Raw genomic sequence first — 18,341 nt, 5'->3', positions numbered from 1 at the left:
TCGACCGCATCCATAAGACCGCGTAGTTTATCCGCTGCTGTCCACAGGGTTTGTTCAAAGCATAATTTAGCGCCATTGCTGGTTTTTGCGCTGTTCCCCTTCGTTTTACTACTGGTCTTTTTTGGGCGTGGCACGCTTGGCCATCCTCAAGTTAGGTTTATTTAAATGCAATTTATTGTTTAATTAATCGTAAATTTCTTGTTATTTTAGCATAGTTAAAACGGAGGAACCTCATTTCCTCAATACTAGCCATATTAGCAATTTGCCTAGCCACGCGATCGCACGCACATTGACATCAGCCTATCTCACCAGAAACTAGCGTTTGTGTCCTCCACGCGATCGCACAATCCTCTATAGTGGTGTAACGCCTCATCGTCAGTCAGTCTCCCGGCTTGAGCGGAACACAAGCATCGTTTCCCTCAATCGTGCGATCGCGCTACCATGTATGAATAGCCTTACACTTGACAAGGAAAGAGAAAAAACTAGGGTGGGGAAACCCGCGTAGGCGGGTTTTGTTTGTGTAGCTGCGGTTTCAACCGCCCAGCGATTTCTCCGCGTCTACAACCGCCCAATTAACTATTATGTCTAATCTATTATGTCTAATCGCGCCGAAACCCTAGCCAAAATTATAGAACAACGCCAACCCTTAGTTCAGAGCATCGCTGATGTCGAGGAACATCTGAGAAATCTGACCAACTTGCTCCGCTCCTTAGATCAACGGCGTCATATCTTAAAGGATAAACTAGACCAACCCGAAGTGTGCGATCGCCTCAGCCAAATCGACTTTTCCCCATTGCGCTTACAGATTAGCACGCAACTGGAGCAACTGCATCAACTTCGCGATCGCTTCTCCCGCCCTACCTTAAATATTGGCGTCGTGGGACTCATGGGTCAAGGGAAAAGTACCTTCCTCCAGAGTATCAGTGGACTCACCGATGATGAAATCCCCGCCCTCCGAGGCGGTGCTTGTACCGCTGTTCGCAGCACCATTTATCATCAACCAGGAGAACCCTATGCTGAAGTAACGGTTCATTCTGAACAGACGTTTTTACAAGAAGTCATTCAGCCCTATTACCAGGAATTAGAATTAGCTGATCCTCCCAAAACCATAGATGAATTTGCCGGAACATTACCAGAATTTTCGGGGACAGATGCGACGAAAAAGTCCATGTATGAGCATCTCAAAGAAGACTACCATAAACACTTACCCATGTACAGACACTTACTCCTGTCTGGCGCACCCCGAAAACTACCCCCCATTCCCAAAGAACGGATTCATGAATATGTCGCCCAACGCCGCTTTCCCCAAGGCGAATTAATTACCTTTGATCATTTAGCCGTTCGCGAAGTTAAAATCTTCTGTCCCTTCAAAAATTCCGATGTTGGTAAAATTGCCTTAGTCGATGTACCCGGTTTAGGAGATACTCGTTTAGGCGATGAGAAACTCATCCTAGAAACCATCGGACAAGAGGTGGATTTAGTAATTTTTATTCGCCGTCCCGATAGACTCCGCTATGGATGGGAAAAACGGGATACAGATTTATACAACACCGCAGCCGAAGCATTAAACAATCTAGAGAATCGCTCATTTATGATTCTCAACCATGTCACCGGAACCGATGACAACATGGAAGCCTGTCAGAAACATCAAACCAGTATCCACGATAAACATATTGATGTCATCCGCTGCAAAATTGCCGATTGTTCTAATTCAGAGGAAACCAATGCCATTCTCGACTTAGTTCTCAACTATCTGGCAAATAACATCACCTACTTAGATGAGCAACATGCCCGCGTTTACCAGAAAAAACTTAAAGAACTGCAAATCTTGCTTAATGCGGAACTAGAGAAAGCCCGTCTTGTTTGGTCAGGTGGCTTAATTGTTGATGATATCAATGAACAAGGTAAATTTTTGCGATTATTCAATAAACTCTGGGCAAATCTAACGCGGGGACTGGAAGAACTATTAGATCAGCTCGACATAGCCAAGGAGCGCGATGAACAAGATATCTTTAAACAACAGGTTGAATCCATTATCCAAACCTGCAAAAGCGATACAGGTATACCCACAGAGGAACCCCTCAACGAAATCATTGCCCGACGGTTTGAAGAAGGGGATTGGCAAACCACTTATGCTAAATACCTCCATGAAATCCGTAATCATCTCACTCGCCATTTTCACGCTATGGACATGGGACTAAAAGAATATGTGAAACAGGCAAAATCTCAAGTTACGGAGGTACTGATAAATCAAGGAAATTTAGGAGAACTCACCCCAGCCAGAGGATCAGAATTTCTTAAAGCCATGGCAGAAATCATTCCTGATAATTTAGTCCGACTCAAGCACGCTTTCCAAACCCTATCAAATTTTGAAATGTCCTATAAAGCCAACTTTCATTATCGGATTCGTCCTCATTTAGATAATCTCAATCCAGATAAAACCAATCTCCGTTTGTCGGCATCAAATGCCATGGACTCGCGAGAGATTAAGGCACAGGAAATCTTCACCTATTTGGAAACATTACAAGAAGAAGCCTTGTTTAAATGTCAACACGCCTTAGAAGATTTTTACGGTGAACCAGGTCAAGCTGCGTTTGCTGAAGTTGAAGAATTTGTTGATCAGGTACTGCGAGCCAAAGATGTCAAGAATGAATGGCAAATCTTTTTATTCCAAGAAAAAGCTCAGGTTTGGTCGAAAGAATTTGGCGATAACCAAGAGGGTGATGATCGTCAACAATGGTTATCATTAGTGGATCAATCAATAGCCGCTAACTCCCTAAAACAACTCCAGTTTTTGAATTAATTTAGACTTGGCGCGATCAATTCGCTCGTAGTGAGCGCTTTAGCGCCGTTCGTAGTGAGCGCTTTAGCGCTCTTTCATAAGAACTGGATTTCAGCGACTCACCCCTACATCCTACATGAGATACACAGACTTGTTCTAGAATTATATTAAAATTAAAGGCAGGTTTTGTATAAAAGTTAAAAAAACAATCAATAGTAATCCCTAAACCCGCCCCTACAGACGTGTTATGGCGCGTCTCTACCCAAAGGATGGAGAAAGATGCCTAAAGAACTCAATATAACCATGCTTGGTGCGAGTGGTGTCGGAAAGACGACATTATTAACCTCAATGTATGAACAATTTGAAGCAACCAGTCGTCAAGCCAATCTACACTTAAAACCCGATATCGAAACAGCAGCTATCCTAGAACGGTATCTGGCTCAACTCAAAAGTTTAACCTACGAATTTAAGGCTGATGAACGCACCAAAGGAATTCGCGGCACCCTAGCCGTCGCTGGACCCGAATCCTTACCCTCTTACCGTTTTGATTTAGGCTTAAATGACAAAAAAGATGACCTGCGGCTACAGTTTCGAGATTATCCCGGCGGCTATATTTTACCCAGTGATGTGGCGGGGAGGCGATTTGTGCAGAAGATGTTGCGGGAATGTGCAGCAGTTATCGTGGCAATTGATACGCCAGCGCTGATGGAACTCAACGGTAGATGGCATGAAGTGAGAAATAAGCCCGATGAGATTATGGCATTATTTAAAACAGCGTACCAAAAGTTGGACGAACCCAAGTTAGTCATTTTGGCACCAGTCAAATGTGAAACCTATATGCAAGATGAAGTATCTGCCAACAATCTGATCAAACAGATTCAAGAAAAATATGCACCGTTACTGAAATTTTTTCAAGAGCCAAGACGAGCCGATAAAATTGCCGTCGTCACAACTCCGGTACAAACTGTTGGCTGTGTAGTATTCCTCAAAATCGAGGTCGAAAATTTGAATCAACCCCGCTTTTATTTTCGCAAGACGAGTTTTGATGCCAAATATAGTCCCCAAGATAGCGAACAGTTGCTGCGGTATTTATTGCGATTTTTGTTAAAAGTCTATATTCAAAATCGAAATTGGTCAATGTTTAACGTCGTGCGGGAATTGTTCAACCCTGATGCTCAACTCAAGCAAGCGGTAGAGCAGTTTGCTCAAGGGTGCAAAACAAACGGAGGATTTGCTGTTCTCCAAGGTAAATCACTATTAACACTGTAATATTCGTCATTTGTCTATATAAATCAAAATCAAAACTATTTTACAAATAGGGATTAACTGATGGATATCTATATCCAGAGTCGCGGCTTTGAACAAGATTATGATTATCGTTGGCTACAGGTTAGTCACGATGGGTCAATTCAACCCAAATTACCCCCCATTGGATTAACAGTACCCCATTTAATCGATCGCGAAACACCAACGGTTGTGTTAGAACGATTAGTGGATAACCAGTTGCTGCTGCTACTGACAGGGCTTGAACCCAAAGGACGAGTCGATTTTCTAGACCGCCAAATCCGCATCGCCATAGCTGGGGTGGGTGCAACGGCTGACGAACCCCTGCTGCGAAGTTTAGCCGCATCTGCATTAATTGACGAAGACTATCACCGCCTCGTGGAACAACTCAATCAAGCGGTAGGTTTAGGGGGTGATTATGGTTTTCAGGTATCATTACCAAAAATGCAGCAATTGGTTACCATGGTACGAAATCCCCAGCAACTGTCCAGTCAACCACCGACGCTCACCCCAAAAATTGGACGCAATATCGCCAGGCTGAGACATGAATTAGCCGAAGAACTACGCACCTGTTATTTACCGCCAACTCCCGGTATTCTCATCGTCGTTACCGGGATTAAAAAGCCCGAAGCGCTGCAAGAGGCTGCTGTATGGCGCAGTTTATCGCTACTTGTAGAGGGCGAGAGTTGGCAAGAGTTCTCACCTCAAACCGGGTTTTTGCCCGCCAATTTTCAGGAGGGAATCCCATCTAAGAATCCCCTAATTTGGCTTATGGTATTGATATCGATTCTCTCCTATTGGTTAGCATCCCTGGTGAAATTGCTCTCTAGCCAAAAAGATGCTTAGTCGAGGTGGGTTTAATGGCATCTGGGTAAGGTAAAAAACGATAGTAGTGAAACCCGCGCCTATACCTAACTCAACACTCAAAATGAATATGAATCGAACTATTGGTTACCTGCTTCCCGAATTTCCCGGACAAACCCACATTTTCTGGTGGCGAGAAATGAACGCCCTGACAAGTATGGGTATCGATATTGATATCGTCTCCACGCGGCGTCCCCTCTCAAAACTCATGTCTCATACCTGGGTTCAAGAAGCACAACAATGCACCACTTATCTCTTTCCTCCCAGACCAAACTTATTAGGTATTCTTATCGAACTACTACGCTGTGGTATTCCCGGTTGGTTCCGTTGCTTGCAAGCAATCTTAACCGCTAAAAACGTTTCACTATTTCAGAGGTTGCGACTGTGTGCTTTAGCCTTAGTTGGGGCGGAAGTATCCAACTTAGCCAGACGCCGCAATTGGCAGCATTTGCATGTCCACTCCTGTGCAGATGCGGCAAATATTGCCATGTTTGCGGCTTTAATTTCAAAACTTTCCTATAGCCTCACACTTCATGGTCCCCTGAAAGACTACGGACCCAATCAAGATCAAAAATGGCAGCACGCCACATTTGGAATGGTGATTACCCAACAGCTATATGAAGAAGTCCAAAACTCTTTGGCAGGTTATCTCCCGAAAACGATAAAAGTTGCCCCAATGGGCGTTGATTTAGATGTGTTTACCCGAACAAGCTCCTACTCTCCCTGGCGGGGAAATAGTGTTTGCCGGATTTTTAGCTGTGGGCGTCTCAATTTTTGCAAAGGGTATGTCGATTTAATTGCGGCTGTAGATATCCTGAGAAAACAAGGAATCAATGCCGAATTAAAAATTGCTGGAGAAGATGAACAAGGTGGAAACGGATATCGAAAGGAGTTAGAAACCCTGATTCAAACCCTAGGTTTAACCAACTCCGTTTCTCTGTTAGGCGCTGTTTCAGAAGATACAGTTAAAGCCTGTTTAGAAGAAGCTCACATCTTTGCTCTTGCCAGTCTGCGTGAACCCTTAGGTGTCGCAATTATGGAAGCCATGGCGATGGAATTACCCATTGTTGTCACAGGTTCAGGTGGCGTTAAAGAATTGGTGGACGCGGGAGTCAATGGGCTACTGGTAGAACCCCAAGCTCCCACCCAACTTGCCGATGCCATCTGCCAATTATTGCACAATCCTGAACTATCTATACGTTTAGGTCAAGCCGCACGAGGAAAAATAACTCAACAGTTTCAAGCCAAACGTAGTGCCAAAGTCTTGTATGATGCCATCACTGAACTTTATCCTACTACCATAGAGACTCTAAACGGTAAATTATAACCTAAACAAGCTTCGTAGTGGCGTGACACACCTTATTTGGTGGATTAAAATTCCGCCCGGAAACGCAACAGGATATAGGGCTAAAGCCCTTACTACGAACCCAAGCTAATCTATCAAATTAGGTGTGCCACGCCAGTAGGGTGGGCACTGCCCATCAGCCTTAAGTCAATACCATCTCCCTGAAGTTAGTGTCATTCAACTGAATATCAAAAGTTTTGAGAATAACTTTGAATCATTTTTTATCAAGCAATTCCGCTTGAAAACGCGGATACCACTCTCGTAATTGCTCCTTATCCATCTGCATCAGCTTAGGTAATAATCTTAAAGCTAACCATGCACCGCGTGCATGAGGAAACCCCCGATTCGGATTAGCACAATCTCGCAGAAATTCTAGCAAAGCGCGGCTGAGTGCAAATCGGACAACCAATATATTAACTCCATGCTGTACGGTTCGGTGCGCCAAAAATAAAGCAATCGGATTTAAAATAACCAGCACAGAATTTTTATACCGATGAATTCGGGAGACGGCTGTCTGTTCGTGAAAAAGTTTGGCTCGACGAGCTAAGACAAGAGCCGAGGTTCGAGATACACGATAGCTAACATCCAAATCATTAACTGTACGACTAATTAATTCCTCAAATCCACCAATCTCTTTTAGTGCTGACGTCCGAAACGTCATCCGACAGCCATGAAACAGCACCACATTATTAATTGAGGTTTTCTTGGCTAATTCAGAAATATCATAGCGATGATAGGTTCCATCATAAGGGATAAAGAGGTTTTGTATATGCCAAAGCTTATGGAAGGGTTTAAGGAAACGAGCCCATAAATTTAACTTGCCTGGTTTCTTGTTAGTTTGAACCAGATTATCAGATTGGCTGTTTTTCTGATTGTTTTTACTGGTGGATGGTGGCTGAGATACCATTAACGCCATCACTCCACCCACTAAATTTTCTTCATCTTGCTCATAAATCTTCATGATTTCTTCAGCACAATCAATGTACATAAAGGAATCATCATCGAGACAAAATACAACATCACTATCGCAAAAATGAAGCCCAACATTTTGCTGATAAGTTAGGGATTTTTTATCCGAGCCTACATAAATTAACTCAATAGACTTAGTGGTTAAAGCTAGGGAATTAAGAATGTGAGTTTTCGACAACTCCCAGTCATCACTCGCATCAACAACAATGATTTGTTTGGGGGGGCGAGTTTGAGCAACGATTGTCGGCAAAGAGCGCTCTAAAATTGCTCCTCTATTTAAAGTGGGAATAATAGCTGACCAGCTTAGCATAATTTTTATCCGAATATTTACTACCTATAAATCAAACTTAAACTTGAATATCACTGACTTAAGTCTGGTGGGCAATGCCCACCCTACGGCATATCAAAGGTTTTGGCGACTCACAATGCTATATTTCAGTGCCATTCAACTTAAACTTAGCTTAGATAACTAAACACAAATCATAACTTTATCTGCATTATTTATCCAGGCTCCTTTTTTCACTAATCATTTGTTCATAAATTTTGACTAGCTCAATGGCTTTACGTTCCCAGGTAAACTGTCTAGCTCGCTCAATCGACTTAACTGACATAGATTCTCGTAGTTGATCATCTTCAACTAAGATTTGAATTTTATGAGTTAACTCCTGGGTCAAATGCTCAGGCGAAATTGGCTCGATTTTGAACCCTGTTTCTTCAGTGACATATTCACCAATACCACCATAATTGGCGACAATGCAAGGCAGCCCATTTGCCATGGCTTCTAGGACAACAGCACCTCCAAATTCTCGGATAGAGGGAAAGCAAAAAATATCAGCTTGCCGATAATAGTCAAGGGTTTGGGATTGAGACACCCAACCAATAAATTGAACAATATCGTTTAACCCTAGTTTCTGTACAAGTTTTTCGAGTAAAACTTTTTCTGAACCATCTCCGACAATAGTCAAGTCAAGTTTATTTTGAATAGTTTGATTTAATCGGCTCAGAGATTTAATGACAATATCTGCACATTTGTAAGGGACTAATCTACCGACAAAAAGCAAATGAACTTTAGAGTCTCGTTTGGGCGGCTTTTGTGTCAATACAAAATTGGAGTCAATTCCATTTTCAAAAAATAAACTAATTCGAGAATCGGGGAGATTAAATAAACGTTTTAACAGATTTAATGTATACGTTGATCCTGCTAATATTCTGTCTGCTTTTTTATAGGTTTCTCTATAGCCAGGGATTAAAAATCTACCGATGGCTCTCAAGAAATTTAGGTAAGCAAATTCTTCTCTAGCTTTTTCCCTAAATCCTGGAGGAAAAGTAATACCTCCATTGACAGGTCCAAGTAGAAAGGGAGTAGAGTGACATGCTTTAACTATTTTGTAGGGATACCGGGGTATCATGGGGGTTATCGCATGTACTATATCGTAATCTCCGTTGAGAATTTTGCTTTTAAATTTATGATATACTTTATGATTAAATTCGGCATAAATAGGATAGGTTAAACTATTGTATAGGGGCCAATTAACTTTGTGTTTATATACTAAACCTTCTACTAGACTGTAATAAGCTTTAAATAAATGCATTTCCTCTATACAAACGATTTCAGTGTTATCGAATTTTAAATATTCTTTATTTCTATCATGAGTTACTAGAGTTACATCAACTAATTTACTAATTTCTTGAAAGTATTTATATCCTTCCAACGGGACAGATTGCCAAGCTGGATTACATTGCTCTATTAAAAGTAAAACTTTAATTTGATTTTTCATGGTAAGCAAATATCAATTATTTATTATTTTCTCATTAGTTAAATGAAAAGTAAATTCTTACCTAGTCAAATATTCTTAGAGTTAATTGATTTTGATAACTTGCTTACTGTCTGTCTGTAAATATACAAATGAGTTAGTATTATACCCAATAAATTCTCAAAATTCTATTATTATTGATTAATGTAAAAAAATGCAACATATAAATATTTATTTGTAAAGGATTGTAAAAAAAAGCGATCATATATTTCTATACTGACTGATATAAAGTTGTGTGGTATAGTCACTTTCTGAGCGAAGCGCTCAGCATAACGGATTCTACATTAGACTGTAGACTGCAACTTAGTATGAGTTGAGTGTGTTTAAGGCATTCTCCACCAAATCTTTACACCAGCTTCACACTAAATTTATAGAAACTTTATAGACAACGGCTTAGATAGGGCTATTATGTAATCAGTGAATAAACAACCAACCCGGTCTGTTTAAGTATCGCTAGGAACTAGGTCAATCTACTTATATCAGGAAATAACATCATGAAATCTCTCTCAACTCTTTTCCGCCATTCCGCTACCGTCGCCTCGCTACTTGCCGCCTCTACAGTAACGGTAGGTCTCATTGCTCCTTCAGCTTCTGCCATTGAGTTGCTGCCTCCACAAGATATAGAAACGGAAATTAATGTGGGACTAGGCTGTCTCACCGACAACTGTATAGATCCTAGTGATATTCCTTGGATAAAAGATATAGTGAGCTTGGAGGACGAGACCAGCGGGACAAAGAGTCGCTTATTTATTGATATCCTAGGAACGGAAACAATTTATGATGGCGGTACACTAGGTATAGCAGACCTGTTGGCAAAAGATCTCGGTACGACCCCCTCAGGAGCGTGGTTCCGTCCCTCAGAAACAAATGCTAATGGTTCTGTTGGGGAAGAAGAGGGGCAACTCGAAGTCGGTACTTACAAATTTACATTCACCAAGATAATCCCGGAACTAACTATTAAGTATTTCGACACCGAAAGTTCTGCTACAACTGGCGTTCCTGATTTCTTTGCCGAAGCTTTAACGGACGGAATGTTGATCTCCGGCGACAATCCCGTTCCCCTCGGAGAAGATGGTAACCTTTATTACCAAACCTGGAAAGATGTTAGCGAAATTACCTTAAAGTTGGGTAAGGATACAGGAGGCACAGGTGACGGCGTTGACTTCCAGTTGATTAAAGATGTACCCGAACCAGGAACCGTCTTGGGTTTAGGCGCCTTGGCGATGGCAGGTACTTTAGGCTTGCGCAAGCGCAACAAAAAGTCTGATGTCTAAATTGGTTCAACAGGTGCTGAAGCTTGAAGCCTTTAGCACTTGAACAAATTCGTTAACTCCACTTTAGAATCTAAATAAGAAATTTCCAGGGATTCGAGATATTCATCTCCAATCCCTATTTAGTTGCGTATACCACACCATAGTAATGTAGTATACCTAATTTTATGCATTAGATTGGGTCTGTAGTCAGGGATACGAGTCCTGAGTTTTGTTGGGTTTCCTGCGTCAACCCAACCTACAGTACTATCTGCTTAATAGTACAGATAAACTATATTTGATAGTTATAATACACTTAAGAATTCTTAATTAAATCAATAGTGATCAACCTGCGAACTGTAGGGACTTCAGATGTCGATTTATAACCGGGTAGCAAAAACCATTAAACTATTCATATCGGGTCTCTCGGCAAAATGCCCCAAAAAAACAAGGGCGACGACGCCGAGCGCTCCACCTATTTTGCATCAAGCAACGATTATTGAAACCCAAACTCAGGGTGTTATTCAAAGAGGGGACTCTATGGCAAGTAAAAAACTTTTTAACCGAGATGTTTTCATGCTCATCGACCAAAGTGGGTCAATGGTGAGACGAGATCCAGAATTTAATAATAATATTCGCTGGAAAGTTTTACCAGAAGTCATTGAAGGACACGTCTATCGCATTCTCAATGAAACCAGTCTGGATGAGGACAAGGTTTGTCAGGAAATTGCCTTAACCTTTTTTAGTCCTAATCGCCCCTGTGACAAAATCATCTACATTGAAGATACGGCTCAGGTTCCTAGTGTCTTTGATGAAAATCAACCCGATAGTAGTACGTTTATTACACCAACCCTTGAGCAAGTGATTAATCAATGGTTTGCGAATCGTGAGGCGAATCGGGAAGCGTTTATTATTATTTACACAGATGGTCAGTTTGATGACCGAGATAAGTTTTTGAACTTGATTCAGACAACCAGTGCCAGATTGAAAAGTCAGGATGAACTGAAAATTGTCATTATCGGGTTTGGGAGTGAATTGAATCCCAAGTTTTATCTGGAACTGGATAAAAATGTCAGAGGGTTCACCGATTCTAAGGGATTGGATTGCAATATTGTGGTGTTTGATTTGTTAAGTAAAATGCCAAATATTATCGAGCTGCTGAACCGTCAGCTTGAAAATCCAGCCGCCGGTTTACCGATGTGGGCGAAGGAGCAATATCCGGATTTGTTTGCTTGAAAATAGTTTGTAGTGAGAACTTTAGTTCTCTAACGTCTAGCTGGACAGGGCTAAAGCCCTCACTACGAACCCAATCTATTGCACGAAATATTGTACTCCTACAGGTCGCTTAATCGGAATTTCTGGTTGCTTCTAAGAGGTAAGAAAAGTAAAACTGGGTACTGGTCATTCCCGTGCGTTGAATGGAAAAGCCGTTACGCTCCAATATTTTGATAATATCGGCTTTGCGGTGTAGATAGGCACGAGTGGTTTTAGAAGGACCGGGAAATAACTCGCCAATTTTTTTGAGTAAACTGTATACAATGTTTTTGGGAGCAAAGCTAAGAATTAAGCGCGACTCGGCTAGAGAAGCAAGATGGGAGATCATCTGATCAGCTTTATCTTGGGGATAGTGAATCAGTACATCTAGGCAAATAACCGTGTGATAGCTACCACTCAAGTCTTCCAAATCCTGTACGGCAAAGCTAAGATTGTCAGAATTCGCCAAGCTAGCGCCTGCTTTTTCTTTGGCTTCACCGACCATTTTTTCTGATATATCACTGGCAAAGACTTTCGCACCTGCTTCAGCTAGGGGAATGCTGAGACTTCCCACACCACAGCCAGCGTCACAGATAGATAACTCAGCTAAATTGCCATCAGCCTTGAGCCAGCTTAGAACAGTATCGACGGTTTGCTGGTGTCCGTTACGGATATCCAGTTGGACTTTATTGACCTCGCCCTCGCCGTAAATCCGCCGCCAACGGTCAAATCCAGTGGCGTTGAAATAGTCTTTAACTACGGTTTTATCATCAACGGTGTTCATAGAGTCAGGTTGGATGGAGGAGTTCGGACGATTAATTACTTTACCATGAGCTAGGGGTGTTACTGCCATCATGTCTTTCTCAAGAAACATCAGCCAGAGGGCAAAAGGCAGAGAACTTACAGAAAATGATGAGATGTTTGATTAACGTAATATTCTCATAAAATGGAAATAGAATGTTTGGATAGTTGATGTATTGTGAGAGAACGTGCCAGGTAAAATCATGGGTGAAGTTAAAGCAAAAGTCAAGCTTACCAATCCAACGGATGACGAATTAGTACGGCGAGGACAACTAACGGCTGATCAGGTTCGTGTATACGAAACAGAAGCCGTGATTGATACAGGTGCAGTCTGTTCAGTGCTTCCTATTCATGTTGTGCAGTGTCTTGGTTTAACCATTCGCGCTCAACGAGTAGCAGGTTATGCGGATGGGCGAACAGAAGCTGTAGGCGTAGTTGGAGTTCTAATTGATTGGCAAGGACGTGATACATTGGAGGATGCGTTAGTTTTGGGTGATGAGGTGCTGATTGGTCAAACTGTATTAGAGAAATTAGATTTGTTGGTCGATTGTCAAAATCAGCGATTGATCCCCAATCCAGCTCATCCTGATCAACCTGTTAATAAGGTGAGACATCTCAAGTATGAATTATGAAGGATAAATTATGAGTTCTCCCTTACTTAACAAAGGACAAAGGACATAAGACTAATGACAAATCATCCATTGAATTGTAAACGCTGCCAACTCAATTTTGATATATCCTCATGCCAATGCCAACGCAACAAATTGGCAGGTTGTCCTACTCCAATCCCAGGTAAACCGATCGCGTGTCGAGGAGACTCCGTAGCTAGGGCGATCGCACTCTCGATTTCACACAGTCCCCACTCTACCAAATTCTGCACTCCCACCAATAGCGGTAAAGTAGTTCCCGCCAATGTACCATCCGCTAATCGTGCTGTACCCTGTTTCACTTCAATTTGACGCTGATCCCAGGGATAAATCCCATCCCCTAATCCTAATGGCGCTAAGGCATCACTGACTAGAAACAATCCCGCTTCATACCTACTCGCTTGCAGTAGAATCTGTAACATTGTCGGACAAACGTGCTGTCCATCGGCAATCACCCCACAGCGCACTTGAGGATGAGTGATAGCAGCACCCAATAATCCAGGTTGGCGATGGTGTAATCCCGGCATCGCATTAAAAGCGTGAGTTACCATCGATGCACCTAAGGCAAAGGCTTCCTCCGCCTCAGCCGCCGTTGCTTGGGAATGACCTAAACTCACGGTAATTCCTAAAGAACGCAAATGACTAATCGCCTCACCTGTCTCGTCTAACTCCGGCGCTAGCGTCATCACTTTAACCAGTTTGCCATAATCCCCCAAAACTTGCTTGACATTTTCTAGGTTTAATGGTAATAAATATTCCTGAGGATGCGCTCCTCGCTTCTGAGGATGTAGAAAAGGTCCCTCTAAATGCACCCCCAAGATTTGCGCCATTCCCGCCTGATCGGAAGCGGTGGTTAAAAAATCCGCAATCACCGCCAGCGATTGTTGAATTTTCTCAATCGAGGTGGTTACCAAGGTGGGTAAAAATCCATCAATCCCCTGATTACCCAAAAATTGGCAAATTTGCTGTAATTTCTGGCTATCCCCCAGCGTCAAATCTGGAAACGCCAAACCCAGCGCCCCATTAATCTGTAAATCGACCCCAGCTAAGGAGAGCCAATCGCCTGTAACATCGAGAGTAGCGGCATTTTGAGCCATATCAGCCATGGGTGCGATCGCGGAAATTTTTCCCTCCCCATCAACCCTTACCTGTTGCAACCCTTGATAACCTGGTACTCGTGCATTAATAATAATCATGTTCTTTATCATTAATCCTGCGTCATTTTAACTGTTGAGGGGTTTGGGGAGCTATAAATCCCACACCATAATCTCTGATTTGGTGTTGGGATGCCTTCACTCCCCAAGTCAATTGAGCGAGGTTCAATGCCTCCGAAATTGACGTTTACCGCAAGTTGTCATTTACAGTAGATTAAGCGACAATCAAGGTATGCTAAATCTGAACTACACCTATCGAATTTATCCTGATGCTGAACAAGTCGAGTCACTAAACGAATGGCTCGAAACTTGTCGGGGTGTTTATAATTATGCCCTTAGAGAGCTAAAGGACTGGATTGCTTCAAGGAAGTGTCCTGTAGACAGGTGTAGGTGTAGTAAGGAGTCAGAATACATAATGCCTGCTGATTATCCCTTTCATTGCATTCAAGCGAAAAGACTATCAGTACAAATTGGCTCACAAGCTGTGTGACATGGCGGGGACTATCTTCCTAGAAGACATCGATTTCCGCACCATGGCAAAGGGATTTCTGGGTAAACATACAATTGATGCGGCATTCGGTCAGTTCAGGGATATTCTTTATTATGTTGGGAGACAACGCGGTGTTTATATTGCTGAAGTTGACCACAGAGGGACGTCTCAGACTTGTCCAAATTGTCGTATTGAAGTCACCAAAGAACTGTCTGATAGATGGCATAGTTGCCCAGAATGCAAGTATGAGGTGGATAGAGATATAGCCTCAGCACAGGAAATCTGTAACCGAGGTTATGAGCAATTGAGTACCCAGGGACTCTGGGGGAAAGAAATTGGCTGTCAAGTCGGGCTGTCGGGGGCATTTTGCCTAGATAAGTGGCGCAGGGCAGCAATGTCTAACAGCGATGTTGGAAGCCTACACCGTAATCTCTGATTCGGTGTAGGAGGATGTCACTTCAGGGAATAGGGAACAGGCAAAAAGGACAAAGGACAAATGACGAATGACAACCCCCAAATTGGTATTATTATGGGCAGTGATTCCGACTTGCCCACGATGCAGGGTGCGATCGCAATTTGTGAAGAGTTCGAGGTAGCCTGTGAAGTCGCGATCGTTTCCGCACACCGAACTCCCCAACGTATGGTAAACTACGCCCAAACCGCTCATCAGCGTGGACTCAAGGTGATTATCGCCGGAGCGGGAGGGGCGGCTCATTTACCCGGTATGGTGGCGTCTCTGACACCATTACCCGTCATTGGTGTTCCTGTTTCCACTCGCCATTTACAAGGGGTAGATTCCCTCTACTCGATTGTACAGATGCCAGGTGGAATCCCTGTCGCTACCGTAGCCATTGGCAATGCTAAAAATGCAGGGTTGTTAGCCGTGCAGATTTTGGCATCCCAACAACCTGAGTTACTCGAACGAGTGCAGCAGTACCGCCAGACTTTAACGCAATCCGTCATGGATAAGCAAGCGGCGCTAGAAAAGTTGGGATATCAGCAATATTTATCACAAAAGTCGTAGATTAAGGTTTGACCCTTCACAACCTTCGAGGAACCTGGTTTTGACGCAACGTTAAGCTCAAGGGAATCTGGTTTGTAGGGGTAGGTTTATGGATTTTCTTTTGGCTATGGATGGTAACGTTTGTGCCAAACCCGCCCTACCCGCCCTAACTGAGTTTTGACTCCAGCTTCCCCAGCTTCCCCTACCCCTCCGCCCCCCAACTGTCTTACCCTCAAACCTTTCGCTCTACTGCATTAAAGTATCACCTCTGAAGCCTTTCTCTGAAAAGATTAGCTATAACAATCAAAACTTAACACCAAAGAAATTTTTATTAATTAATTAAGAGGTTATTTGAGAGACCTAAATTCTTAGGCTTACTTAAATCTTAATCATTGCCAAATCAATAGGCTTAGGCAAAATCAAAAGGGCGGCTCGCTCTCGCGTAAAAAAAACGTCAACTCAGGCTGCCAAACTGGTGGCGGGTTGACCCAAGTCTTGATGACAGAAGCTCTTAGCTAGGGGACTACCGCAATATATTTTAAGGACTCACGCCCAAAACCGTATATTTTGTTACAGAAATATCCAGCCAGAAAATTGAAGATTTGAGAATTTCCTAAAGATAATGAACCCAGTTATTGAGAAGAATTGAGGCTCTTGACTATCTGGCAACTTATTTGTAGGGTTTTGTCTAACGTAGACACGCCAACTTCCAAAACTCCCGATTCCTTAATCAGGCAGCACTATTTAAAAGCTGGCAGTAAACCAAAGAAAATAGGCGAGGAGTTCTGTCATACTCAGATACTTACCCCCTCTTCTACGTCATACTTCCAATGACTTTATTTACCGCTTCTTAGCTCAATGTTAGGATGTGTTCCACCAGAAATACAGGAAAGAGAGCGAAATGATGTCTAGACGAACGTTCGAGAAAACTTCCGACCGAAAAAAGTCTCCCCCAAAAACTAGACAAGTTGATTTACCAGGATATTCCCAATCCTTCTGGGATTCTCCCTATTTTGACCCCTTAAAAACCATAGCCAAATCTTTTTCTCCGTACTGGCTAGCCTGTATTCCGCTAACGGCGATTATTGTCGTGGTTTGGAATACGGCAGCCATTGCTCAAACTGAGGCGGTTGACGCCGATGCCATTGCCCAACTCCAGGGAACATTAAACGCGATCTGGGTTTTGATTGCTGCGATTCTGGTGATCTTCATGAATGCCGGATTCGGGATGTTGGAAACCGGATTCTGTCGTCAGAAAAATGCGGTTAACATTCTCTCCAAAAACCTGATTGTCTTTGCCCTAGCAACCATTGCATTTTGGGCAATTGGGTTTTCCTTCATGTTCGGTGCAGGAACTGGATTTATTGGTTTGGGTGGATTTTTCCTAACTAGCACCGATCCGGGTACTTATGGACTCGATCCATTTCCTACCGGCTTACCGATCTCCGTGTTTTTCCTGTTCCAAGCTGCCTTCGCCGGAACTGCTGCCACCATTGTTTCGGGTGCGGTTGCTGAACGGATTAGGTTTATTGACTTTCTCGTTTTCAGTCTTTTGTTGACGGGAATCTCCTATCCCATTACCGGACACTGGGTCTGGGGTGGTGGTTGGCTAGGAGGAATGGGCTTTTCCGACTTTGCTGGCTCAACCGTGGTTCACTCGGTTGGTGGTTGGGCTGCGTTGATGGGAGCAGCTTTTCTTGGACCCCGTGAAGGAAAATATAGAGACGGTCAGATCAATGCAATTCCCGGTCACAATATGAGTATTGCCACACTGGGATGCTTAATTCTGTGGATCGGCTGGTTTGGTTTTAACCCCGGATCAGAACTCGCGGCTAATGCAAGTGTGCCTTATATTGCAGTAACCACAAACCTTGCTGCTGCGGCTGGCGGTATTTCTGCCACGATTACCTCTTGGTTAAAAGATGGTAAACCTGACCTATCGATGATTATTAACGGCATCTTAGCTGGCTTAGTGGCGATTACCGCCCCCTGTAATGCCGTTTCCTATCTATCAGCCATCATAATTGGTCTGATTGGGGGCATTATCGTGGTTTTTGCGGTTTCCTTCTTTGACAATATCCATATCGATGACCCCGTGGGTGCGATCTCTGTCCACTTAGTTAACGGGATCTGGGGCACCATTGCTGTTGGTATCTTCACCTTCGCTGAAAATGATGCGGGTCAACGACTCGGCTTGATTTATGGGGGAGGACTCGGTCAACTGGGTGTTCAACTGTTGGGTATCCTCTGTGTAGGCGGTTTCACCGTTGCATTTAGCTCCATTGTTTGGCTAGCTCTGAAAGCGACTTTGGGACTACGAGTACACGCCGAAGAAGAAATCCATGGCTTGGATATTAGCGAACATGGAATGGAAGCCTACAGTGGATTTGTCAAGGAATCCGATGTGTTGACCAGTAGCTCGTTTGGTAGCGTCAGTGGGAGTACAGCTGACATTCCTCGCGGCTCAGAAGTTTAACGGGAGCGCTTCTGGTTAGACGGAAGCTAGTTAACGCAGGCGCGGAAGTCCTCACCCTCAACGATAGTAGGGTGAGGATGGACAGCGGAAAATTGAGGAACGAAATTTTCAAATTACAATTAACTTTTGGCGCTATAATAACAGTAACCCTCCTAGGTCTACATGGTAATGCATGGGCTAAAGATGGCATGGGCTAGGTGTGATAGAG

15 protein-coding genes are annotated in these 18,341 nt (G+C 43.2%); 11 read left to right on the top strand and 4 right to left on the bottom strand.

Going from position 1 to position 18,341, the window contains the following annotated elements:
• Positions 1-595 precede the first annotated feature (595 nt).
• From RH949_RS18050 to epsE, 4 genes are all read left to right on the top strand, one after another.
• Complete coding sequence (locus RH949_RS18050; RefSeq protein ID WP_006105719.1) at positions 596-2,803, top strand: dynamin family protein; 2,208 nt, start codon at positions 596-598, stop codon at positions 2,801-2,803.
• A 258-nt stretch (positions 2,804-3,061) separates the two neighbouring features.
• Complete coding sequence (locus RH949_RS18045; RefSeq protein WP_006105745.1) at positions 3,062-4,051, top strand: hypothetical protein; 990 nt, start codon at positions 3,062-3,064, stop codon at positions 4,049-4,051.
• A gap of 60 nt (positions 4,052-4,111) precedes the next feature.
• Positions 4,112-4,912 carry a hypothetical protein gene (locus RH949_RS18040; protein ID WP_446355019.1) on the top strand — a complete coding sequence of 267 codons (801 nt, stop codon included), beginning with the start codon at positions 4,112-4,114 and terminating at the stop codon, positions 4,910-4,912.
• A gap of 88 nt (positions 4,913-5,000) precedes the next feature.
• The gene (gene epsE / locus RH949_RS18035) at positions 5,001-6,257 is read left to right on the top strand and encodes an exopolysaccharide biosynthesis GT4 family glycosyltransferase EpsE (RefSeq protein WP_446355017.1); all 1,257 of its coding nucleotides are present in this window, start codon (positions 5,001-5,003) and stop codon (positions 6,255-6,257) included.
• Positions 6,258-6,489: 232 nt separating this feature from the next.
• On the opposite strand, the gene RH949_RS18030 is transcribed toward epsE, so the two are convergent.
• Both RH949_RS18030 and RH949_RS18025 read right to left on the bottom strand, forming a co-directional pair.
• Positions 6,490-7,554, bottom strand: a complete 1,065-nt coding sequence (locus RH949_RS18030; protein ID WP_446355015.1) for a glycosyltransferase — start codon at positions 7,552-7,554, stop codon at positions 6,490-6,492.
• A gap of 187 nt (positions 7,555-7,741) precedes the next feature.
• Positions 7,742-9,022, bottom strand: coding sequence for a glycosyltransferase family 4 protein (locus tag RH949_RS18025; RefSeq protein ID WP_446355013.1), 1,281 nt, complete (start codon positions 9,020-9,022; stop codon positions 7,742-7,744).
• 530 nt (positions 9,023-9,552) lie between these two features.
• Between RH949_RS18025 and RH949_RS18020 the strand changes: the two genes are divergently transcribed.
• Both RH949_RS18020 and RH949_RS18015 read left to right on the top strand, forming a co-directional pair.
• The gene (locus RH949_RS18020; RefSeq protein ID WP_446355011.1) at positions 9,553-10,332 is read left to right on the top strand and encodes an LEVG family PEP-CTERM protein; all 780 of its coding nucleotides are present in this window, start codon (positions 9,553-9,555) and stop codon (positions 10,330-10,332) included.
• Between the two features lie 516 nt (positions 10,333-10,848).
• Positions 10,849-11,544, top strand: a complete 696-nt coding sequence (locus RH949_RS18015; RefSeq protein WP_446355009.1) for a VWA domain-containing protein — start codon at positions 10,849-10,851, stop codon at positions 11,542-11,544.
• A gap of 109 nt (positions 11,545-11,653) precedes the next feature.
• Here the strand turns inward: RH949_RS18015 and bchM are convergent, their stop codons facing one another.
• Positions 11,654-12,346 carry a magnesium protoporphyrin IX methyltransferase gene (gene bchM, locus RH949_RS18010; RefSeq protein ID WP_446355022.1) on the bottom strand — a complete coding sequence of 231 codons (693 nt, stop codon included), beginning with the start codon at positions 12,344-12,346 and terminating at the stop codon, positions 11,654-11,656.
• Positions 12,347-12,566: 220 nt separating this feature from the next.
• On the opposite strand from bchM, the gene RH949_RS18005 reads away from it, so the two are divergent.
• Positions 12,567-12,995 (top strand): peptidase, encoded by a 429-nt coding sequence (locus RH949_RS18005; protein ID WP_044210819.1) that lies wholly within the window; start codon positions 12,567-12,569, stop codon positions 12,993-12,995.
• A gap of 62 nt (positions 12,996-13,057) precedes the next feature.
• Here RH949_RS18005 and nagA read toward each other — a convergent pair whose 3' ends face one another.
• Entirely contained in the window at positions 13,058-14,206 is a 1,149-nt protein-coding gene (gene nagA, locus RH949_RS18000; protein ID WP_446355007.1) for an N-acetylglucosamine-6-phosphate deacetylase, read from the bottom strand.
• A gap of 190 nt (positions 14,207-14,396) precedes the next feature.
• Here nagA and RH949_RS17995 point away from each other — a divergent pair, with 190 nt between their 5' ends.
• The 4 genes from RH949_RS17995 (at position 14,397) to RH949_RS17980 (ending at position 18,133) form a co-directional block, all read left to right on the top strand.
• Positions 14,397-14,654, top strand: a complete 258-nt coding sequence (locus tag RH949_RS17995; RefSeq protein WP_446355005.1) for a helix-turn-helix domain-containing protein — start codon at positions 14,397-14,399, stop codon at positions 14,652-14,654.
• Positions 14,635-15,090 (top strand): RNA-guided endonuclease InsQ/TnpB family protein, encoded by a 456-nt coding sequence (locus RH949_RS17990; RefSeq protein WP_446355003.1) that lies wholly within the window; start codon positions 14,635-14,637, stop codon positions 15,088-15,090. The genes RH949_RS17995 and RH949_RS17990 overlap by 20 nt, the downstream gene beginning before the upstream one ends.
• Before the next feature lie 60 nt (positions 15,091-15,150).
• On the top strand, positions 15,151-15,678 hold the full coding sequence (purE, locus tag RH949_RS17985) for a 5-(carboxyamino)imidazole ribonucleotide mutase (RefSeq protein ID WP_446355001.1): 528 nt from the start codon (positions 15,151-15,153) through the stop codon (positions 15,676-15,678).
• An 880-nt stretch (positions 15,679-16,558) separates the two neighbouring features.
• Positions 16,559-18,133 carry an ammonium transporter gene (locus tag RH949_RS17980; protein ID WP_006105758.1) on the top strand — a complete coding sequence of 525 codons (1,575 nt, stop codon included), beginning with the start codon at positions 16,559-16,561 and terminating at the stop codon, positions 18,131-18,133.
• The last annotated feature ends 208 nt before the right edge of the window (positions 18,134-18,341 follow it).

This window comes from Coleofasciculus sp. A1-SPW-01, from assembly GCF_040217205.1.
Classification (GTDB): Bacteria; Cyanobacteriota; Cyanobacteriia; order Cyanobacteriales; family Coleofasciculaceae; genus Coleofasciculus; species Coleofasciculus chthonoplastes_A.
The sequence above is the reverse complement of the archived record's forward strand: the minus strand, read 5'-3'. Positions and strand labels throughout refer to the sequence as shown.